Genomic DNA, 22,331 nt, shown 5'->3' on the forward strand with positions numbered 1-22,331 from the left:
AAACAATGAACTGTTCTGTTCACTAATCATTCCTGTTCTGAATGTTGGTGAATTGCGTTCTAATCTAACGAACCTGTTACAAGGTTAAAGAGGAGATATGACAAAAGGAATCGACAAGTACAGTATCGACAGTACCGACTATACCGTTGGTCAAGATAACGTACAGAAGTGGGGATTTGATGTTCATAATCCAGTTTTCGGCACCAGTGCCGGATTGATCATTCTATTTTTAATTGCTGTTTTAGTTTCTGATGCCGAAACTGCGAAATCAACACTAGATGGTTTGAAATGGCAAATCATCGGCATGTTTGACAAGCTGTTTATTTGGTCGGGCAACATTTTCTTAGTCTTCTGTCTTGCATTGATTGTTTCGCCATTCGGTAAGATCCGTCTTGGTGGTGAAAATGCTTCAGCAGATTACTCCTTCATGTCTTGGTTAGCGATGCTATTTGCAGCAGGCATGGGCATCGGCTTGATGTTTTGGAGTGTCGCAGAACCCGTCGCGTATTTTACCGGTTGGTATGAAACACCTCTTGGCGTTGAACCAAACACACCAGAAGCGGCTAAATTGGCGCTAGGTGCCACAATGTTCCATTGGGGGCTTCACCCTTGGGCTATTTACGGTATCGTAGCTCTTTCATTAGCTTTCTTTGCTTACAACAAAGGCTTACCTCTTTCTATTCGCTCAATTTTCTATCCTATTTTAGGCGACAGAGCATGGGGTTGGGCTGGTCACGTTGTTGATATTCTTGCCGTACTGGCGACCTTGTTTGGCTTGGCGACATCGCTAGGTTTAGGGGCTCAACAGGCTGCAAGTGGTATTAATCATGTGTTTGGCATGGATGGCGGTATCGGCTTGCAAATTGCTGTGATCGTATTGGTTACACTGCTTGCTGTTGTTTCTGTTTTCCGTGGCATTGATGGCGGCGTAAAAGTTATCAGTAACATCAACATGATTGTTGCTTTTGTACTGCTGATTTTTGTGGCTCTTTTAGGTTATGCTGTAGCGTTTGGTTCTATTCCAACAACGTTTATGGCGTATGTTGAAAACATCATTCCACTGAGTAACCCGCACGGACGTGAAGATGAAGCTTGGTTCCAAGGTTGGACTGTTTTCTACTGGGCTTGGTGGATCTCTTGGTCGCCATTCGTCGGCATGTTCATCGCTCGTGTTTCAAAAGGTCGTACGGTTCGCGAATTCATGACCGCTGTATTGATCGTTCCAACCGTGGTGACTTTGATTTGGATGTCAGTCTTCGGTGGCTTAGCGATTGATCAAGTGATCAACGGTGTAGGTGCATTAGGGACAGATGGTTTGAAAGAAGTGCCATTAGCAATGTTCCAGATGTTTGAAGAGCTTCCATTTAGTACTGTGCTTTCTGTGATTGCGATTGTCCTTGTCATGGTGTTCTTTATTACCTCTTCGGACTCAGGTTCATTGGTTATCGACAGCATTACCGCTGGTGGTAAAGTGGATGCTCCTGTAATGCAACGAGTGTTCTGGGCATTTATGGAAGGCGCAATTGCTGCTGCATTGCTTTGGGTGGGTGGTACACAAGCCATTCAAGCATTGCAAGCTGGTGCGATTTCTACTGCTCTACCGTTTACCTTTATCCTATTGCTGATGTGTGTCAGCCTTGTGATGGGTATGAAAACGGAAAAGACGTATCGATAAGCTGATGTAAAATGTCGGTATAAGATACAAAAAAAGCTGCTTCGGCAGCTTTTTTTATGGGTATTTTTAAGCAGGATCTGTTTCTACTTGAGTGAGCGCTTAAAGCCAGATCTTTTCGATTGGTGTATCACCTGAAAAGTGATGCTGAATTTGCGCTTGGAGCAATTCGGCCGTTGCCATTGCATCGGTTAGTGCGTGATGCGGAGGGTAGGTCGGCAACCCATATCGTTCTCTAGAAGACCCTAGCCGAACCGATTGTCGCTTCGTTCCTTTAAAGCGATTCATGATGCCAGCGGTGTAGTCATCTTGAACCTGAGATTCAATTTCCATGGTGTCAATGACTGGGAAAACGATGCCTTCCTTAATGCGTTCTTTCAATGCGATATCAAGGAACTCACGCTCTATTTTTCGGTAATGCACAACCACGACTTTACCAGCTAAAGCATCCAGCACTTCATCAAGAACGCGTTTTAAGTCGGGTGCGCCCAATATGTCATTGTGAGTAATACCGTGGATCACAACCGATTCTTCTTCAAGTGGGGTGTTGGGTTGAACGATCCAATGTCTTGCTTGACGGCAGAAAATTCGGTTTAGGTTAAAGGGAACCAATCCGATGCTGATGATATCGTCTTTTTCGGCATTCAACCCAGTGGTTTCAAAATCCAATGCAACCATTGGAACCTCTGAAAGCGGTGTCGAACCATCAACAATGCCCGCTTCATAGAAACTTCGTAGCCGTTCATCAGTTACGGTGTTTGCTTTATCTTTAAACCGACCCACCCAGTTCTCAGAATGACCGAGCCGGTTTTTTCTAAATGGATTCAAAATGCTACCTGCTATTTAAAGGTGTTTGCTTGGTAACGATATTTCAAAAAATTCTGAGCGTTGCTTAAAATCTGAAATGCATCTTTTAGGTTACGGCGTTCGAAATCAGACATATTGTCTGGTTCGATATTGTTATCCGGCTCTATCATGGCTTCAACATCCAGTGCTTGGTGTCGAATACGAACGGTTGAAATAAACTCCATTGCATCACGGAGATCTTCGCCTTTCCCCTTAGGTAGGATGCCGGCATCAATAATGTCGTCTAGGCGTTCAAAAGAGTTTTGAGAGCGTGAGCCTACCGCGAGAGCGTGCACTCGAATCAGATCCGCAAGAGGAGCGGTACCACGCCTTTTTAGATTAATGGAGTTTTTGTGCTGACCATCTTTTTCCATCACAAAGCTTTTGAAGAAGCCTAATGGTGGCGTGCGATTGATGGCATTACGAGCCAAACACGCCAAGAAGCGGTTGTTTTTCCTTGCTCGTCGAACAATATATCCGTTGAGCTGCTCAGCCCATTTAGTGCGACCATGAACCCCATCCAGATCGAAGAATATGGAACTGTTCAATAGTGCTTTAGGGTTGGGATCATCGATCCAATCATTAAAGCACTCTTCCCACTCTCGGCGTGTCATGCGCCACATTGGGTTGGTTGCCATGATATCGCCTGTGCAGTGGTTGTAACCACATTCGTTCAACGCATCACACACAAAGGTGGCAAGGTTTTCGAAGTACTCACCATGTTTCTCTGCGTCGTAGCTTTCATCGAGAATGATGGCGTTGTCTTGATCGGTCACGATGAGTTGTTCATCTCTCGCCATGGATCCCAGAGCCAAGAAACAGTAGGGAACAGGGGGAGAGCCGAGCTGTTCTTCTGCCATTTCAATGATTCTTTGTTTGAAACTTCGCCCAATGACCGACATAGCGCTGCCCACCATATGAGAATTGGCGTCTTCGTTCACGAGCCTCACAAAGCTGTCTTTAACTTGCTCAGAAAGGCTTTTTAATTCTTCTAAAGTTTGTTGCTGGAAAATACTGCTCACAAGTAGGAGAGAGTTCTGGGATTCGTAGCGCACGATATCTGTTGCTTCGATAATACCGAGTGGCTGGTGGTTTTTCACAACCGGGAGATGGTGCATGTTGTATCTGAGCATGGTCAACATGGCTTCGTACACATAAGCATTGTGATCGAGAGAGACAACATCGGTCGACATAACATCAGCTACGGGGGAATCAGGAGAAAGCCCAGCAGCAAGTACTCTTGTGCACAGATCGCGGTCGGTGATAATGCCTTTTAAGGGGCTGTCATCTTCTTCGTTTTCAGCGGTTTCTTGGTGGAACACCAATAAAGAGGAAACATTTTCTGCTGCCATGAGCTGCGCGGCTTCTTGAATGGATTGGTCGCTGAAAATCGTTACGGGCTCTCTGGTTAGCAACGTTCTAACTTTAGAGGTTGTAAGATCGTTCGCGTCACTGTTGTTTGATACCGCTTGGCGCAACCTTGCTGAATCCTCTACTTCAACAAAATCCGCAAAGTTATCGTTTTCATCGTAAAGTGTTTGAAATGTATCTTCCGGAATGCAGTACACAAGGGTGTCTTCAATCGCGGTGACTGGGAAGCGAACTTTGTTGTTGGTTAGCAAACCCATCTGCCCAAATACATCCCCTTCATCGAGGCGGTTATAAAGTTCACCATTCCGGCGGTAGACTTCGACAACACCACTTCGAACTAGGTACAAATCGTGGATGTGATCGCCAAAATGAATAATAGGTGTGCCTTGCCTGAAATAGGAGATTTCAATGCTGTTTGCAACACTGTCGAGCAGGTCTTCTGTCAATACGTTGAACGGAGGGTATTGAGAGATGAAGGATTTTATTTCTATAATTTCTGCTTGCATGATTCGCTCTTGGCTGACCTTCTATTACTGGTGTCGCTGATTTTTTAGAGTGCGTAACGAGGTCTAATGATGGAAATTTTTCTGAACCCAGACCTAGGGATGCCTTGGATATATTCATCGTATAGGAATCAATAAAAAAGACCAGCCAAGAGGCTGGTCTTTTGAATCAGAGTTGTTCATTAAATCCATCTAGTTCATTAAAAAGACAAATCCAACGAAACAATACAGAGCGAATCTATTACAAAACCGCTGCAATACCTTTACAAAGTGGTCCCATGTTTTCTTTTGTCATACCAGCAACGCTGATACGACCAGAACCCACGATGTAGATAGCGAATTCTTCTTTCAAGCGAGTCACTTGCTCTTTGGATAAACCAGAGAATGAGAACATGCCATTCTGACGTTCAATGAAGCTGAAATCTGCCTCTACACCTTCCGATTTTAAAGTGGCTACGAAAAGCTCACGCATTTCTTGAATACGGTCGCGCATTTCAGCGACTTCTTTTTCCCATTCAACACGAAGATCAGCATCGTTAAGAATGTGAGTTACAACCGCAGAGCCATGCGCTGGTGGGTTAGAGTAGATAGAGCGAATGATGCTTTTCACTTGAGAGAAAGCAGTTGCAGCAACGTCTTCTTCTTTGGCAACGAGAGTAAATGCACCAACACGTTCGTTGTACAGGCCGAAGTTCTTGGAGAAAGAGCTCGCCACTAGAATCTCTGAGTTGTGCTTCGCGAATACACGAAGACCCGCAGCATCTTCTTCTACACCTTTAGCAAAACCTTGGTATGCGAAGTCGAATAGAGGAAGTAAGCCTTTGTCAGCACAAAGCTTAGCCAGTGTTTCCCACTCATCTTCAGTTGGGTCAATGCCCGTTGGGTTGTGACAGCAACCGTGAAGAAGCACGATGTCGCCAGCACTTGCTGTTTCTAGATCAGCGACCATAGAAGCAAAATCTTTGTCTTTCGTTTCTGCGTTGTAGTAGCTGTATTGAGCAGTCTCAAGACCAGCCGCTGTAAATACGCCGTTGTGGTTAGCCCAAGTTGGGTTACTGATCCAGATCTTAGGGCTGTTAAGTTGACGTTTGATGAACTCGCCAGCAACACGCAATGCACCAGTACCACCTGGAGCCTGTGCTGTTTTTGCACGCTTAGACGCAACGACATCAGAATCCGCACCAAATAGTAACTTTTGTACCGCTAAACCGTACTCAGCTGTTCCTTCAATAGTCAGGTAAGATTTGGTTTTTTCTGTTTCAAGAAGCGCTGCTTCCGCTTTTTTAACTGTCGCCAGAACAGGAGTTTGACCTTGCTCATTTTTGTAGATACCAACACCTAGGTTAATTTTAGCCTCGCGGGTATCTTTTTTGAATTCTTCAGTTAGACCAAGGATTGGGTCAGCGGGGGCGGCATTGACTTTTTCAAACATAATCGGCGTCCGTTTTAATTAATGGGGAAAGGTTAAACTTGAGTATCGATATACGCTTATTTATACCTTTCCCCGACACGGGTTACAACCGGATTTCAACAGAAAGTGGTATTTTTATTTGTTAGCGGACCAGTGACCGTACAACGCTAAAAAAATCTAATTAATCTCCTGTAAATCTAGACGATTATCGCCAGTAAATAGAGCAAACCATACATTGTTCTCGGAGTAGGGAAGCTCGAATGCAGAACTGAGTAAGATTATGCAAATTGTAGGTTGTCGGCATCAGGCTTTTGCTCTTCGGATTCCTGCTTTTTGTCCTTATAGTGCGCGGCTATTTGTTTGAACTCTTCCTCTACACTTAAAAATGCGTCTACCACTTCAGGGTCAAAGTGTTGACCACGCCCTTCCAGAATGATGCCTTTCGCTTTCTCATGGCTAAAAGCAGGCTTGTATATGCGTTTAGAAATTAGAGCGTCATAAACATCCGCTAGAGCCATTAAACGACCAGAGAGTGGAATGCTCTCTCCTGAAAGCGAATTTGGATAGCCACTGCCATCCCATTTTTCATGGTGTGACAATGAAATCTCACGAGCAAGCTTCAAAAATGATGAACTGCCCATTCGCCTTTCCGCAATGGATAAAGCGTCTGCACCAATTTGTGGATGTCCTTTCATAATATCGAACTCTTCATCGGTCAGTTTTCCTGGCTTCAATAGTACGGCGTCGGGGATACCGACTTTACCTACATCGTGCAAAGGAGCTGACTTATAAAGAAGGTCAATATAGGAAGGGGTTAAGAGGCTGCTGAATTTTTCCGAAGAAGAAAGATGAATAGCCAACGCTTTCACATATTCTTGAGTACGTAAGATATGCGCTCCAGTCTCGTTATCACGAGACTCAGCGAGTGCGGCAAGGCTAACGATAGCGACGTCACGTGTGGTTTGCACTTCATCCTGTGATTCTTGCAGTGAATCCAACATTTGGTTCGTTAAAGTGGCCATCGCGCCCAATTCGTCATTTTGTGCAATCGGAAGTCTAGCTGCGATATTGCCATTTGTTACTTGAATAAGTGCTTTTTCTTGGCTGAGTAGCACCTTTTTCATTAACTTTGCCCAAAGCACCATAATGGTAATGGCATAACCGGTGAGCACAGCGGCAATGTATATAAACTCTTTTAAGATACTGAGTTTTCCAGAACCGTCGTGCAGGGCTTCTGGTGTATTTTCAAGCCAATGAATATCTTTAAATGCCACCATACTGAGCATGATGGCCAACGTAGAAAGCAACAAAACGACCAAAGTGATCATTTGTTTTACCATAGAGTGCCGCTTGCCGATTAAGTTGATGCTCGTTTGATCTTGTTTAATTAAAGAGCTGAAATCTTTTATTTGATAGCTCAAATGTAAAATGCTTCCGGTAAAGAACCCAAACAATGTCATACCAAAGAGAACTTTTAAATTACTCTCGATGGGGAACTCATAAACAGAGTGGTAAAAATAAGCAAAAGGAAGGCTAATTAAGAAAAATAGTGCGGTATCTAAGCGAATGAAATTGGCATTTTGCTTGTTAATGTAAAGGTTAGTGACCGTGAGTCTTATTACAAAAAGAATGGCATAGACCACACCAGTATGAAAAAGCACTTCTTTAAGTGTTAGAGTCTCCAGCATTGGGCATACTCGCCCCCCGTAAATACCAAATAGTAATCCTGCTATCGTATACAATTTAAAAGTAAGTGATGTATTAAAGTCCTTGGCGTTCATAGGACAATCCTTAATAGTTCTTTGGTCTATCTTATCTTTGTTTCAGTCTAGCACTTTGGCTGAATTATATTCCCTAAAGGATAAGACCGACCTATTATTCTTTTCATTTCAGCTAACCCATTTCTTGAAGTTAATTGGATATACAGCAAGCAAAAGCTCAAGAAATGGTTTGGTTCCTAACTGAGATTGAGACAATTAAAACAAAAACGGCACTCATCTGAGTGGCGTTTGGATTCAGAAGGGTAGGCAGCTTCTAGAAGTTTGCACTACGTGGCGTACGTGGGAATGGAATCACGTCACGAACGTTACCCATACCTGTTACGTAAGAAACCAAGCGCTCGAAACCTAAACCGAAACCAGCGTGTGGAACCGTACCGTATTTACGTAAGTCGCGGTACCAGCTCATGTGCTCAGGATCGATGTTCATTGCAATCATGCGCTCGTCGAGAATATCTAGACGCTCTTCACGTTGCGCACCACCGATGATCTCACCGATGCCCGGCGCAAGTACGTCCATTGCCGCTACTGTTTTACCATCATCATTTAGACGCATGTAGAAAGCTTTAATGTCTTTCGGGTAGTTCTTAACGATTACTGGCGCTTTGAAGTGCTCTTCTGCAAGGAAACGTTCATGCTCAGAAGACATGTCGATGCCCCACTCAACTGGGAATTCAAACTCTTTACCTGAATCAAGTAGAATTTGGATCGCATCTGTATAGTCAACTTGCGCGAAATCAGCGTCAACAAACTGCTCTAGGCGAGTGATTGCTTCTTTGTCGATACGTTGAGCAAAGAATTCTAGGTCGTCACGACGCTCTGCAAGAACTGCTTTGAAAACGTACTTAAGCATGTTTTCAGCCAGTTTCGCTACATCGTCAAGATCAGCAAATGCAACTTCAGGCTCAACCATCCAGAATTCTGCTAGGTGGCGACTCGTGTTTGAGTTTTCCGCGCGGAAAGTTGGACCAAATGTGTAAACCTTGCTGAGTGCACAAGCATAAGCTTCCGCATTAAGCTGGCCAGAAACCGTTAGGAAAGTCTCTTTACCGAAGAAATCTTCGTTGTAGTCTACGTCGCCTTTTTCAGTGCGAGGTAGGTTTTCCATGTCTAGCGTAGAAACGCGGAACATTTCACCTGCGCCTTCTGCATCAGATGCAGTGATAAGTGGGGCAGATGTCCAGAAGAAACCTTCTTCGTGGTAGAAACGGTGAATAGCTTGAGACAAGCAGTTGCGAACACGAGCCACTGCGCCAATCACGTTTGTACGTGGGCGTAAGTGTGCTACTTCGCGAAGGTACTCAATAGAGTGACGTGTCTTCGCCATTGGATAAGTGTCAGCATCTTCTACCCAGCCTACAACTTTAACGTCGGTTGCAGCGAGTTCGAAATCTTGACCTTTTGCAGGAGACTCAACAATCTTACCTGTTACTTCAACAGAGCAGCCTGTAGTTAGCTTTAATACTTCGTCTTCGTAATTATTAAGATTATTTGGGACCACGGCCTGAATCGGGTCGAAACAAGAGCCGTCATAAATGGCAAGGAAAGAGATTCCAGCTTTGGAATCACGACGTGAACGGATCCAACCGCGGACAGTGACTTCACTATCTACAGCCAGCTTACCGCTTAGTACGTCTGTTACAGGCGCGTAAGTCATGTTTGATATATTCTCCATAGAGGTCAAAATACAACCCGATTGAGTGATTTGTGAACGCTCAATCGGGTTAGAAATCATTTCTTCAATTTCAACCTGACATATTACCTGTCAAATCATTAGCTTCAACCTTTAATGTCGTGTGGAAGCGTAAATTGATTAAGTAATGCCTCAAGTTGTTCGGATAAATGCTCAAGATTTAGACTGATCTCTCGTGTTTGACTAGCGGAGGCGGAGGTTTGATCGGCATGTAAAGTGATGGTTTCCAGCTTGTGGCTCACATTGTTGCTAACAGAGGTCTGCATTCTCACCTGTTCCTGAATGCTATTGGCATGTTGATTCGCTTGCTGCATTTCCTCTACCACTTCTGTCAATGTTCGAGACAACAATTCAATAGACTCTGCTCTCGAATGAGCTTGCTGACAGACATGATCCACAGATTCTAGGGATTGATCACTGCCTTGTTGAAAATTCGAGATGATGTTTTCGATGCTGGCTGTGGCTTCCTGAGTGCGGCTGGCAAGTTGGCGAACTTCGTCCGCAACGACGGCAAACCCTCTTCCTTGCTCACCTGCTCGGGCTGCTTCAATTGCCGCGTTTAGAGCAAGTAAGTTGGTTTGTTCGGCAATGCCTTTGATGACCGCTAGAATAGAAGAGACTTGACCTGTTTGTTCATTTAAGTCGGTAATCATACCTTTTACCGATTCAATATCACCCACTAGGTTTTGAATGTCTTCACTTGCGTTGTGCGAACGTGTGGAGCCCGATTTGGCCGTGTCTGTGGTGTGCGTAATTAAAGAGGAAGCTTCAATGGTCGCATTTTCAATTCTTTGCTGCTGCTCTTGCAGCTCGATAATGTTCTGATTGACTTCGGCCGTTTCTATTTGCTGATTGTTCGCGGCATTGTCGTTGTCGCGTGCAACGCCAGTAAGTTGCGTTGCAGATAGAGCCAAAGAATGAGAAGTCCTCTGTACTTGAGCTAAGCTGTCTGCAACATTATCGAGCAGTGTGTTGATGTCTTCTGTGAGTTGGCCCACTTCATCTTTCTTATGAGTTTCCAGTCGGATAGACAGGTCTTTCTTTGTGCTGACCTGCTTCATAAATAAAGACGTTTTCTTAAGGGGGTTGACGACAATTTTGCGTATAACGCCTAGCGCTATGAAAAAACCTAAAGCAGCAATTCCAGTCATGATAGCGACGGCGATTAAAGTGCGTTGACTCACCAAGGTATTTAAATGGCTTAAGTTATATTCCAGCCTAATAGCACCGAGCACTTCACCATCTTTAGACATGTGACAGGCGATACAATTGGTGCCTCGGTAGTTTTCTCTAGCCATCATCGGCAAAGCAACAACAATGCCTTTTCCCCATTTCGCCTCAATGGTTTCTATTACGGTTTCGCCTGCCAACGCGCGCTTATCAATCTCATCTCTTGGATTTTGATAATCTGCGCCCGCTCCATAAAGCTTAGAAACGGCGTTAGCTCTCAACACCCTAACGTTTTCGATGCCATCTTGTGCTAATGCCTTTTCTCGTAATGTCTCTTTCTGCGACATTGTGCCTGTTAACATCATCATATTAAGGCTGTCAAAATAGTTCCCTGCTTTATCCATCAACTGTTCACTTAATACGGTATTGATTAAGTTACGTTGCTGAAAGTACTGGTAGGTTGTTGATGAAGCTAATACCAGAGTGAAAACTGAAACCAATGTTAATAGTAGCTTAGATGTAATCGAAATTTGCATAAATGATGACTTCTAATGTTCGTTGTAGACGCCATGTATTTTATGTTAATAAATATCGCCGACTCGTGCTTTTAAATTATTAATGTGAAGTCGATGTTAATAGTTAATATAAAATTGATTTAGAACAAATAAAATCTGAATACTTGAGTGAATAACTCAGATATTAGTGAGCTTTATTTAATATTTTTTGAATTAAAATAAATATTAACCTTCCCGAAAGTTGTAAATACGGTTTATTTCTAGAGCGTTCAGATTTTACTAAGAAGAAAGAAGAAAGAAGAAAGAAGAAAGAAGAAAGAGATATTGGAATCCAGCTTATATTTATCAAATCTGGTCAATAGCATGTCTGTTAGCTGACTATAGGCTGACAATGATCCCACAGGCGTAATGTAGAACTTAACCCTTCGATGAACACTATACCCAAGTAACCTCAAGATGCGGAGTTCAGCGGCTTCCCTACCAAAGAATAGGGAACTGGCTTTCAGACAAGGCACCGATATGAAGATCTAGTCATTCTAAATCAAGAATCGGTAACGCAGTATGAAAGCCAGTTAAACTCGCCCCTGGGAGCCCATATTCTATCCCATTTCATCGTCAAAGAACTTGGAAAGGACTCGTCATTCCACTGCGTCCTTCTCCTTGAACTGGAACAGAATATGAGGCTCTGAATCCTGCATCTTGAGATCACTTGGGTATATAGAAGACAGCAAACTTCAAAGGTGAATCTAACAAGGAGGTAAAAACGTGTCGAACTACGTGATTCAGGAACAGGGTTCAAACAGTGATGGGATTAGATTGAGTAAGGGGCAAACGAGCACTCGTGTTTTCCTTCTTATACTGTTTGCTGTGCTTTCCTGTTACTACCTCTGGGTGTTGTACCTCATTGCCACCCCACAAGTGAGTTTATCTTACAAAACCTATTATATAGATAAAAAAACGCGCTACTGGGGGCGAGATAGTGAAACCTTTAAGATACCTCCATCCGGTGTTGTCGATTTAACCCAAAAATCCCCTCTAATATCGAGAGAAGGCTGGACGAAGAAAACACAGCAGGGCTTTCGGACCTTAAAATCTGAAGGTGGAATCTACTTTTCTTCTATTCCACTGGGTAAGAAAATAATCGCCATAAAAATAAAAGAATTAGACATGGCGAATAATGCTTCTTATTTTTTAAATGGAATTAAGTTGAGCTCATTCCGTACCTTTGATGGAGTTAAACTGTCAATTCCGAATATGAACGAGTCTTTAATTGAATTGAATTATTTAAAAATAAATGCACCCGATGAAATTAATATAAGCTCAGTGGTGTTTCAATGATTCCTAATGTTACCCCTCATCGTGAAGGCTTGTTAAATAAAACGTCACCAAGACAAGAAATCGATATCTCGTTATCAAAAGAAGAATGGCTACTAATACTCTTTGCCGTAATATTCAGCCGTGCTTTGTTGTATCTAGTCGGTTTTATAGGAGTTGATTCTTTTAATACTGTCGATACCAGCGACCTCACTACTTGGCAGGTGATCTGTCGATTTGATTGCGTATGGTTCAGGAGAATGATGGATTATGGCTATGATCTATATCCTAAGTGGCTAAGTGGAAAAAATGCCGCAAACTGGGCATTCATGCCAGTTACTCCGTACCTAGCTAAATTACTCTTGCCCATCATAGATGACGCTAGGCTAGCGTTGATTGTTGTCTCAAATCTCTCTTTTGCACTCAGTGTTCCTGTCTTCGTTATGGTGCTAAAACAAATGGGGATCAGCGCGTCTGGGCAGAAAAACGCTGTATGGATTATGTGTTTTTGTCCTTTTACCGTCTACTCAATGGCTGGGTATGCCGAACCTTTATTTATTGCGCTGGTTGCTGGTGTCTTTCTTTTTGCTTATCGAGAGCAGTGGCTATACGTTGCGTTACTGGGGCTTGTTGCCGCCATTACGCGTAACTTAGGTGTGATGCTCGTATTTTCCATACTTATCATCGCCGTTCAGTACTACGGGTTTCGAGAGCTGATTCGTTTTAAAATGCCGGCAGCCAAAGCTATGACGGCCATTTGGGTCGTGCCTTTGGGGTTTTTCGGGTTCATGACATTTCTGTATTTTCAAACGGGAGACGCGCTGGCGTTTGGACATATACAAATCGCTTGGGGGCGAACTTTTTCTCACCCGTTCAATTGGATTGAATATGGGTTTGAAAGGGGAGGGGCCAAACTCTACCTCACGTTAATGGCTTTGCTCGGGTTTGCGATGGTGGGGTACCTATGTGTCAAACGCTACTTTGCGGAAGCGATTTTCATGTTCATTAACTTGTATCTGCCGTTTTCTTCTGGAGTAAACGCAATGCCCAGATACATCTTTGGCTTGTACCCCGCGTTTTTCTGCCTTGTATTGTTGTTAGAAAAATACCCCAAGGCGAGAACGCCGACGTTATGTGCATTCAGCGCGCTATCTGTGATTATTACTATTGGTTTCTTTTCACGTGTTTTCTTTACGGTTTAAGCTGTTGTATCTACCGTTTTTTGCTCTGGCATATTTAGGTTACTTTCGGGATATACTGCAACTCTTCCTCAACAATAAGATGTTACCGATCTTCCCTTGTCTAATGCGAGGGATTTGAGTAGCATTGCCCCCTAATTAAGCTACTGCATAGTTAACTGATGAAAACTGAATTGTATAAAGAGTTCATGTTTGAAGCGGCGCACCGTCTTCCACATGTTCCTGAAGGACACAAATGTGGCCGCTTGCATGGTCATTCGTTCCTTGTTCGCTTGTACGTTGAAGGTGAAGTGGACCAATATACTGGCTGGGTTATCGATTTCTCTGAGATAAAAGCAGCATTTAAGCCGATTTATGACCGCTTAGATCACTATTATTTGAACGACATTCCTGGCTTGGAAAACCCAACCAGCGAAGTACTGGCAAAATGGATATGGAATGAACTGAAACCGTCATTACCGTTGCTGAGTAAAGTCGAAATCAAAGAAACCTGTACTGCAGGTTGTATCTATAAAGGTGAGTAATCGCCTTGATATTTAGAATATGAAAATCCCGAGCATGTCTCGGGATTTTTGTATCTATACCTAATTACCTAAATACCTAAGACCTAAACGCTTAAGTATCTTGAAATGCACATAGGTTCGATGCAGAAAGGTCAACAGTCCTAGCGTGTTAGGTTCTTCAGAAAGGTGCGGTTATCGCTTTTCGTAAGATTCTAAGCTGTTTATTACCATCATAAAATGGCTTGTTAGTGTCTTTAAAGTCGGCACTTAAAAAGCACTCATAAGCGGCTTCATTTTCCTTTTCTACGATGACGCATACAGAATCGTAATTTGCGTATGCAGTATAAAGGTAAACGAATAGGCGCTCGAGTGTTGCCTTTGCTTTTCCTTGTCGCTGAAAACGTTGGTCTATTACCAGGTTTTTTAATCCAATTTCTCGGCTTTTTACAAAGGTAAACTTCTTTTCATATCCTTCATCAAGCGCAAAGAAACCAATCGGCTTACCGTCTTCAGAAACTGAATAAATGACATCCTGTTTGTCTCTGTGTTCATACAGGTGGTCAAAGGTTTCTACAAATAAGCTCTGTTCTGACGTAACGTTCAATTCTATAAGCGAAGAAAAATGCTTAATTTTAGGGCGTTTAATCGCAATCATAATAGTTATATATACAAATAAGGGCATGGATATCCATGCCCTTAGTTTATTTCTAGATTAAGTTATCAGCAAATAACTTTTACGGCTAATCCGCCTTGTGATGTTTCTCGATACTTGGCGTTCATGTCTTTCCCCGTTTCCAGCATTGTCTCGATGACCTTATCAAGAGATACTCGTGGATCAGAAGAACGACGCAATGCCATACGAGTAGCGTTAATGGCTTTTACTGCTGCAATACCATTACGTTCAATACAAGGTACCTGAACTTGACCAGCAACAGGGTCACAAGTTAGACCAAGGTTATGCTCCATTGCGATTTCTGCAGCCATACAGACTTGCTCTGGGCTTCCACCCATTAGCTCTGCGAGACCAGCGGCAGCCATGGAGCAAGCTACCCCCACTTCACCTTGGCAACCGACTTCGGCGCCAGAAATAGATGCGTTTTGTTTGAACAGACCACCCACAGCGCCAGATGCCGCAAAGTAGCGAGTGTATTCTTTCACACCAACAGATTGGACGAATTTATCGTAGTACGCTAAAACGGCCGGAATTATGCCGCATGCGCCGTTTGTTGGGGCTGTCACCACACGTCCGCCGGCAGCGTTTTCTTCATTAACAGCAAAGGCGTACATATTGACCCAATCAACAACGGTCATCGGGTCGTTGGATAAGCGCTCACCTGTTTTGAGTTGCTGATGCAAAGCTGCCGCACGACGTGGAACGCGAAGGGGACCTGGCAGTACACCTTCAGTGTTCAACCCTCTATCCATACAAGCTTGCATGGTGTTCCATATGTGCTCAAATTCAACTTCGATCTTGTTTGTGTCTTTAACAACACGCTCGTTTGCCATTACCAAGGCGCTGATAGATAGGCAATTGTCTTTACAAAGGTCAACCAACTCTTTTGCGCTGTTGAATTCGTAAGGAACAATCACTTTATCTTCAGGTTCTACACCAAAGTTTTCCTCATCAACAATAAATCCACCGCCGATAGAGTAATACGTTTTAGTGTGAACCAATTCACCTTGGCTAAACGCGTGGATCTGCATTCCATTCTCGTGCAACGATAAGTTGCCTGTCTGAAATGTCATGTCTACGTCGTAGTCAAACGCTGCTTCTTTTTGGTTCAGTGCAAGAGGCAAAATTTTTGAGGATTTTACCGTTTCGATAAAAGAGGGGATAGAATCAATATCTACACTCTCAGGAGAGTTACCAGCTAAGCCAAGAATAATGGCTATGTCCGTATGGTGGCCTTTCCCGGTTAAAGAAAGGGATCCATAAACATCCACTTTAACATGGTCAACATCTGCTAGACGACCTTGTTCAACAAGGTCATCGACAAAAGATTGACCGGCCTTCATTGGTCCTACCGTGTGTGAGCTTGAAGGCCCAATACCGATTTTATAGATGTCGAATACGCTGATCATATCTTTACCTTAGGTTGAGCCCCCGCAAGTATAGGGAGGCTCTTTATTATCTTTATAGAATTCTATTCGCTTAAGCGAAATTTAAAGAGCGCCGTAGATTACAGAAGTTATAGACGCTAGACCACAAATTGCTGTGAATATTTGCACAAATGCTGATGTTTTGTACTTCGCCATTGCAGGGACTTTTTGCATTGCAAATACAGGCATAAGGAACAAAATAGCCGCAATCATAGGGGCACCCATCGTTTCAATCATACCCAGAATTGATGGGTTCACAATCGCAACAATCCAGGTTGTGATCACGATGAAGATCAAAGAGGTTTTCTCAATGCGTTTAACGGGTGCATCACTGCGAGATTTTATGAGACCCACCAATCCTTCTTGTGCACCTAAGAAGTGACCAAAGTAGCTAGAAGTGATAGCGGCAAACGCAACGAATGGACCAAGAATTGAAATCAGTGGTGATTCATGCACGTTTGCAAGGTAAGACAGTACGCTGATGTTTTGATCTTGTGCCGTCGCCAATTGCTCTGGTGAGAGTGAAAGTACCACCGAGAATACAAAGAACATCACGAAGCCCATTAGCATCATCGCACCGCCGCCCGTGATCATATCTGTCTTTTTGGCTGCGTCTTCACCGTATATGCGGCGTTGTTCTTTCGCGAATTGGCTTATGATTGGGCTGTGGTTGAATGAAAATACGATAATCGGAATGGCTAGCCAAACAATGCCAGGCATTGCAGACCAATCTGGGCTCACAGACATCATAGACGTGTTCCAATCAGGAATCAGGTAGAACGATAATGCCAATAAAACGAAGACCAAAGGGTAAACCATCATTGACGTTGCTTTAAGCATAAGTTCTTTACCGAAAACAACACCAGCAGTCATCAGTGAGATCAGTGCACCAGAGAGCAACCAACGTGGCATGGACGCAAAACCGAGTTGGTTCACCATGAAAGAATCAACAGTATTAGTGATGCCAACGCCGTAAATAAGAACGATAGGGTAAATGGCGAAGAAGTAAGCAAAAGTAATGATGTTTGCGCCAGTTTTACCGAAATGCTCTTCCACTGTATCTGTAATATCTGCATTAGGGTTTTTAGCCGATAAAACAAAACGAGCAAGCCCTTTGTGTGCGAACCAAGTCATTGGTGCCGCGAGCAAAGCAAGGATAACTAACGGCCAAAAACCGCCTGCACCTGCTTTAATGGGGAGAAATAGGACACCAGCACCAACCGCAGTGCCAAAAAGTGAAAGAGCCCAAGTGAAATCTCTATAAGTCCATTTTGATTGAGTCCCTTCGGCGCGAGCCGTAGTAACGTTTGATTGCATATTTATTATCTCGTGTAATTTAGGGGAACAGGAATTACAGGTGCTATTGTCTCTATTTTTGAGTGAAATATCAGGATCGGGATCAATAAATATTGCAAGTATGAAAACAATGGTTAACAAAAGAGATATATGTCACGAAAAATACGTGCTACACATTACTTTTAATATGCTCGCTCATTAGAAAAAGTAATCCGAATTTAATTTGGCTGTTCTTTGGTGAAAAGCAAACGTTTGCGTGCTTGGGTTTGAACGGTCTTAGTTGAGGGCGATTTGTAATGTCATGTATTCGATGAATGAGAAAAAGTTAACTATAGATCCAGCGTATTCAACAAGAGTTATCTCGTGAGTTGTATTTGAATCGTATGAATTATTTGTGCCGTGACTCCCCATATGAGGTGGTTTTTAAATGGGATGTTGTACACAACTCTGCGAGAACCATTAAAGTATCCACTTAAGGCGTGTATATTCGATTTATTGAATAAATATTCAATCGGAGCCTCAAACACAATATCCACTTCATTAGGATCAGTTTGGGGTTGATAGCGGTTGTCAGCAAAGGCAATGACAGGGGTGACTTCAAAACCACTGATGGTCTTTATTGGGTCGAGTTGACCGAGGTGCTGGATTTGATTTGCGACGAGCCCAATTTCTTCGTTCGCTTCTCGCATGGCAGTTTCAAATGGTGATGCATCACCGTTTTCTGTTTTCCCGCCAGGGAAGCTAATTTGCCCTGGGTGATGACGAAGATGAGATGCGCGACGAGTAAATATAATATTGAGACCCGACTCTCGCTCCACGAGACCTATCAGAACAGCCGCAGTGCGAAAGGTACCGTGTTCCAAATCATGGTGCCTTGTGAAGCTTTCTCTATGGTATTCCGAAGGTGGAGTAAATAGAAAACGTTTCAGAAACTCATCTTTGTCCATAAATGCCTACTTTTTCTAACTATCTTATTAATTGTTAATGAAAATTGAAAAAATGACTAGTGTGGATCATGCTTTTATTACCAAAGTCGTAAATATGGTTACTTGATGAGGGGGGAGAATGAAGGGCTTAATATTTACCGAATTCCTTGAGTTGGTTGAAGAAAAGTTCGGTCTACCAACGTTGGACAAAATACTTGATATTGCTGGTGACGATGGTGTTTATACATCCGTGGGCAGCTATGACCATCACGATTTGGTTAAGCTCATCGTTGCTTTAAGCAAAGAGACTGGAGTCGGGGCAGATGATCTTCAGGAGATATTTGGTAGGGTGGTATTTACCAAACTCTTAAGCACACTGCCACCAGAAGATGCTTTAAACCACAGTAAAAGTACATTCCAGTTTCTTCGTCATGTAGAAGACTACATCCATTTAGAGGTGAAAAAACTGTATCCCGATGCTCATCCACCCAAGTTTAAATTTCTGTCTGAAAACAAAACTGAGTTGGTGATGGATTATCAGAGTGCCCGATGCATGGGGAGTGTTTGCAAAGGGTTGATTCTGGGGTGCGCCGACCATTTTCAAGAAGACTTAATGGTGAAAATGAAAATAAAGTCTGAAGATGCCAGTTTAGTGAGGTTTACCCTCACGCTTATTTAGCGAGGCGAGAATGAATTCCCAGCTCGAATTACTGGAAAGAAAGCTGCTTAGAGAAGTGACTGCTAGAAAACAGGCCGAAAAACTGCTTGAAGAAAAAGCGATTGAAATGTACAGCTTAAATCAGCAATTGGATGAAAGCTTACAGCAGGCGAAAGCCCAATCGGATGCACAGTTACTAAAAAAACAGTTTCATGAGCATATTTCTAGGATTCTGATTCGCTATGGCAGACAGTTTCTAAAGCATGCACCAGACGAAGTCATACTAAATAGTATGGTGAAGGAACTTTGCAATAACGAATTGATGACTAGCGCTAAAGTTCTACTGCTCAAGAAAGACACATTGGGGCTTTCAACAACCGAGTTTGGCGGATTGGAGTATCACGTTATTCCGCTTCATGTTATCGAACAAGCCGATAAATTTTGGGATGGGAAAGGTGTCTTGTGGTGGCCTCTAATGGCAGAAGGCATGATGGTGGGTGTATTAGCGGTAAACCCCGCCCCAAGTGTTGATGATAAGGGGTGGATCGAGAATCAAATAGCCTTGGTAGCAGAGTTGGTGAGCAGTGCCATTAGCCGTCAGTTGATACTGCGTAACGCAATTGATGAACGGGAGCGTGCAGAAGCTTCAGAGCGAGCAACAAGAGACTTCCTTGCCATGATCAACCATGAACTGAGAACGCCACTTAATGGCTTACTAGGGACCGTTGAACTACTTTCAGACACCAAGCTTACCAACGAACAGGGAAAGCTGCTCAATACACTGGATCAATCTGGGCAATTTTTAAGAGTGATCATTGATGATTTGCTCGACTACAGCAAAATCAGCGCGGGTATGATGCAGCTTCAAGAAAAAGCCTTTCGCTGGTCAGATATTCAAACAACGCTACTGAGTATTTTTTCTAATTTGGCGAAAGAGAAAAGAATCGATTTTCGTTTAGATGGTTTCGACGGCATCCCAGCTATATTGATTGGCGACACGGAGCGAGTTAAGCAAGTGTTTGTCAATTTGATAGGAAATGCAATCAAGTTTACTGAGTCTGGGCATGTGTCCGTAAACGCCTCTTGGGAGTGTGGTTGGTTAACATTTTACGTCCAAGACACAGGGTGTGGGATAGATGAAAAAGATCAATCCAATCTCTTTCAGCCCTTTATCCAAGCTGATATTTCAAGCAAAAGAAATCATGAAGGTACGGGGTTAGGTCTCGCAATTTGTAAGCAGCTTATTTCAATGATGCAAGGGTCAATCCACCTGAAAAGTGAACTGGGTAAAGGGACCCGGTTTGACGTGTCATTGCGTTTACCTGAAGGAGACCTTAAAGATGTAGAGCCGGACAAATTGGAAAATCTAGCCCACGATGAAACGCTTGATACGCTCAAAGTTTTAGTGGTGGAAGATTTAAGAGTAAATCAATTTGTTATCAAGAAGATGCTGAAGAAGCTCGGTATTACCCCTGTGTTTGCCAACAATGGACAAGAAGGCGTCGATGCAATGAGCAATGGGCATTATGACGTCGTTTTCATGGATTGCCGTATGCCTGTAATGGATGGGTTTGAAGCGACACTGACATTACGCGAGCGCAATATCCGAGTTCCTATCGTCGCTTTAACCGCAGGGACAACGTTGTTGGAGCGGGAGCGCTGTTTGAAAGTTGGAATGAACGATATTTTAAATAAGCCTTACACCAGCGCTGATCTCAAAAGTGCACTTATTAAATGGGGGCTTTGATTCGCCCCTGTGCTAAAGATTGATGCAGTCTAATCGGGACGAGCTAGCTAAGAGCGGGCAAGATTCGGCTGAGCTTATCGAACGTTTCTTGGTACTCAGCGTTTGCTTCACTGTCTGCCACTAATCCACCGCCTGCCCAAACGTACAGATTTTGATTTTCCGCCACCAACGTGCGAATGGTGATACTTGTGTCCATTTTCCCGCAGCGACTAATGTAACCAATACTACCGCAGTAAGCGTTGCGGCGGTGAGGTTCTAGCTCTTCTATGATTTCCATCGCTCTTACTTTTGGTGCCCCAGTAATTGAACCGCCAGGGAAACAAGCGCGTAATAAATCGGTTGCCGATTTATCTTCAGCTAGTTCTGCCGTAACCGTGCTCACCAAATGGTGGACAGCCGGAAAACTTTCAATTGCAAACAGTTTTGGAACGGCAACGGAACCGGGTTTCGCCACCCGACCTATATCGTTTCTGAGTAAATCAACAATCATCAGGTTTTCTGCCTGATCTTTTTCAGCCAATATTAAAGATTGCGCTTGCGCTTCATCTTGTACTGGATCGTCCGATCTTGGTCTGGTGCCTTTTATGGGCTTAGTTTCGATTTGTCCGTCTTTGAGCTGTAAAAAGCGCTCAGGAGAAATACTGATGATTGCGCTGTTTTCCATACGGACAAAGGCAGAGAAAGGTGCTTTGTTTTGTTCTTCAAGTTTTAGGTAAGCAAGCCATTCGCTTCCTTCATAATTGGCTGAAAAACGTTGCGCCAAATTGATTTGGTAACAATCACCGGCTTGCAAATAATCCTGAACTTGGTTGAAGCGTGTAACGTACTCACTTTTACTCAGGTTGGACTGCCAGCTGCTGACAAGTGAAAAGTCATCACGTTTTTGCACTTCAGCAACACTAGACAACCATTCCCATTGGGATTGTGCAGAAACGCCGATAAGCGTTGCTTTCTTTAAATGGTGATCACAAATCAATGCCCACTCATAAATGCCGACAGCCATGTCCGGAGAACGGATGTCTTTTTCAGCTTGCAAGGGCAGTGACTCGACACGTCTTCCCAAGTCATAGCTAAAATAACCCAAAGCTCCGCCTACAAATGGCAAATCATCAATAGGCTGTATTTTGGGAAGGCATTCCGATTGAAGAGTATCCAAAAGTAGGAAGGGGTCATCTTTGGATTCAAAAGATTCATCGCCTTTGGCAACCGTCGTATTGTCTCCAGACGTAATAATGGTTGCGACTGGGTTTGCTACAAGAATATCAAATCGACCATCTGGGTGGCTTTCAGAAGCGGAACGCAGCAGCATGGACCAAGGTTGTGATTCGATTTTGCCGAATAGGTCTGATGCAAGCGAAGGTGAGTACTCAATAGAGACCGAAGATAGAGTTTTAATAGACTTGTTATTCATTTGTATAAATTTGTGACAAAGAGTTCGGAGACTACGTAGCGGATTATGGCGAGCAAGAGTATCATAAAAGAACACGAGAGGATGCATCCGTACTAACGGTCTGATTAAAAAGCATCCCATGTGGAAGCAATCGTTAAGACTTCTTGCTATACCTAAGCCACTTTGAGCTGTTTCACAAAGCCAGAAGTGTCTTTGGTATACAAAATGGAAGCATAAAT

At 43.4% G+C, this 22,331-nt stretch carries 17 protein-coding genes; 6 read left to right on the plus strand and 11 right to left on the minus strand.

What is annotated here, in order from left to right:
• Window positions 1-97: 97 nt before the first annotated feature.
• Complete coding sequence (locus tag LDO37_RS07155; protein WP_101114672.1) at window positions 98-1,675, plus strand: BCCT family transporter; 1,578 nt, start codon at window positions 98-100, stop codon at window positions 1,673-1,675.
• A 99-nt stretch (window positions 1,676-1,774) separates the two neighbouring features.
• Here the strand turns inward: LDO37_RS07155 and LDO37_RS07160 are convergent, their stop codons facing one another.
• From LDO37_RS07160 to LDO37_RS07185, 6 genes are all read right to left on the minus strand, one after another.
• Window positions 1,775-2,500 carry a 3'-5' exonuclease gene (locus LDO37_RS07160; RefSeq protein ID WP_126609884.1) on the minus strand — a complete coding sequence of 242 codons (726 nt, stop codon included), beginning with the start codon at window positions 2,498-2,500 and terminating at the stop codon, window positions 1,775-1,777.
• 11 nt (window positions 2,501-2,511) lie between these two features.
• Window positions 2,512-4,395, minus strand: coding sequence for a DUF294 nucleotidyltransferase-like domain-containing protein (locus tag LDO37_RS07165; RefSeq protein WP_126609883.1), 1,884 nt, complete (start codon window positions 4,393-4,395; stop codon window positions 2,512-2,514).
• Between the two features lie 238 nt (window positions 4,396-4,633).
• Window positions 4,634-5,824: an amino acid aminotransferase gene (locus tag LDO37_RS07170; RefSeq protein ID WP_126609882.1), complete on the minus strand. Its 1,191-nt coding sequence runs from the start codon at window positions 5,822-5,824 to the stop codon at window positions 4,634-4,636.
• Window positions 5,825-6,081: 257 nt separating this feature from the next.
• Window positions 6,082-7,584, minus strand: a complete 1,503-nt coding sequence (locus LDO37_RS07175; protein ID WP_126609881.1) for an HD-GYP domain-containing protein — start codon at window positions 7,582-7,584, stop codon at window positions 6,082-6,084.
• A 253-nt stretch (window positions 7,585-7,837) separates the two neighbouring features.
• Window positions 7,838-9,238, minus strand: coding sequence for an asparagine--tRNA ligase (gene asnS, locus LDO37_RS07180; protein WP_126609886.1), 1,401 nt, complete (start codon window positions 9,236-9,238; stop codon window positions 7,838-7,840).
• A 122-nt stretch (window positions 9,239-9,360) separates the two neighbouring features.
• Window positions 9,361-10,980, minus strand: coding sequence for a methyl-accepting chemotaxis protein (locus tag LDO37_RS07185; RefSeq protein ID WP_126609880.1), 1,620 nt, complete (start codon window positions 10,978-10,980; stop codon window positions 9,361-9,363).
• A 744-nt stretch (window positions 10,981-11,724) separates the two neighbouring features.
• Between LDO37_RS07185 and LDO37_RS07190 the strand changes: the two genes are divergently transcribed.
• The 3 genes from LDO37_RS07190 to queD all read left to right on the plus strand — a co-directional run bounded on the left by LDO37_RS07190 (window position 11,725) and on the right by queD (window position 13,996).
• The gene (locus LDO37_RS07190; protein WP_224056055.1) at window positions 11,725-12,297 is read left to right on the plus strand and encodes a hypothetical protein; all 573 of its coding nucleotides are present in this window, start codon (window positions 11,725-11,727) and stop codon (window positions 12,295-12,297) included.
• Window positions 12,294-13,475 carry a hypothetical protein gene (locus LDO37_RS07195; protein WP_224055382.1) on the plus strand — a complete coding sequence of 394 codons (1,182 nt, stop codon included), beginning with the start codon at window positions 12,294-12,296 and terminating at the stop codon, window positions 13,473-13,475. Before LDO37_RS07190 ends, LDO37_RS07195 begins: the two co-directional genes overlap by 4 nt.
• Before the next feature lie 158 nt (window positions 13,476-13,633).
• Window positions 13,634-13,996: a 6-carboxytetrahydropterin synthase QueD gene (gene queD, locus LDO37_RS07200; RefSeq protein WP_101114681.1), complete on the plus strand. Its 363-nt coding sequence runs from the start codon at window positions 13,634-13,636 to the stop codon at window positions 13,994-13,996.
• Window positions 13,997-14,153: 157 nt separating this feature from the next.
• Here the strand turns inward: queD and LDO37_RS07205 are convergent, their stop codons facing one another.
• The 4 genes from LDO37_RS07205 to LDO37_RS07220 all read right to left on the minus strand — a co-directional run bounded on the left by LDO37_RS07205 (window position 14,154) and on the right by LDO37_RS07220 (window position 18,318).
• Window positions 14,154-14,630: a GNAT family N-acetyltransferase gene (locus LDO37_RS07205; RefSeq protein WP_224055383.1), complete on the minus strand. Its 477-nt coding sequence runs from the start codon at window positions 14,628-14,630 to the stop codon at window positions 14,154-14,156.
• 65 nt (window positions 14,631-14,695) lie between these two features.
• Window positions 14,696-16,057, minus strand: coding sequence for an L-serine ammonia-lyase (locus LDO37_RS07210; protein WP_126608833.1), 1,362 nt, complete (start codon window positions 16,055-16,057; stop codon window positions 14,696-14,698).
• Window positions 16,058-16,138: 81 nt separating this feature from the next.
• Entirely contained in the window at window positions 16,139-17,392 is a 1,254-nt protein-coding gene (locus LDO37_RS07215) for an aromatic amino acid transport family protein (RefSeq protein WP_126608834.1), read from the minus strand.
• 335 nt (window positions 17,393-17,727) lie between these two features.
• Complete coding sequence (locus LDO37_RS07220; RefSeq protein WP_126608836.1) at window positions 17,728-18,318, minus strand: CoA pyrophosphatase; 591 nt, start codon at window positions 18,316-18,318, stop codon at window positions 17,728-17,730.
• Between the two features lie 118 nt (window positions 18,319-18,436).
• On the opposite strand from LDO37_RS07220, the gene LDO37_RS07225 reads away from it, so the two are divergent.
• Both LDO37_RS07225 and LDO37_RS07230 read left to right on the plus strand, forming a co-directional pair.
• Window positions 18,437-18,976 carry a heme NO-binding domain-containing protein gene (locus LDO37_RS07225; RefSeq protein WP_126607049.1) on the plus strand — a complete coding sequence of 180 codons (540 nt, stop codon included), beginning with the start codon at window positions 18,437-18,439 and terminating at the stop codon, window positions 18,974-18,976.
• A gap of 10 nt (window positions 18,977-18,986) precedes the next feature.
• Window positions 18,987-20,702 carry an ATP-binding protein gene (locus tag LDO37_RS07230; RefSeq protein WP_126607048.1) on the plus strand — a complete coding sequence of 572 codons (1,716 nt, stop codon included), beginning with the start codon at window positions 18,987-18,989 and terminating at the stop codon, window positions 20,700-20,702.
• A gap of 43 nt (window positions 20,703-20,745) precedes the next feature.
• On the opposite strand, the gene pabB is transcribed toward LDO37_RS07230, so the two are convergent.
• Window positions 20,746-22,113: an aminodeoxychorismate synthase component 1 gene (gene pabB, locus LDO37_RS07235; protein WP_126607047.1), complete on the minus strand. Its 1,368-nt coding sequence runs from the start codon at window positions 22,111-22,113 to the stop codon at window positions 20,746-20,748.
• Window positions 22,114-22,331 lie beyond the last annotated feature (218 nt).

It is taken from the genome of Vibrio penaeicida, assembly GCF_019977755.1.
Taxonomy (GTDB): Bacteria; Pseudomonadota; Gammaproteobacteria; order Enterobacterales; family Vibrionaceae; genus Vibrio; species Vibrio penaeicida.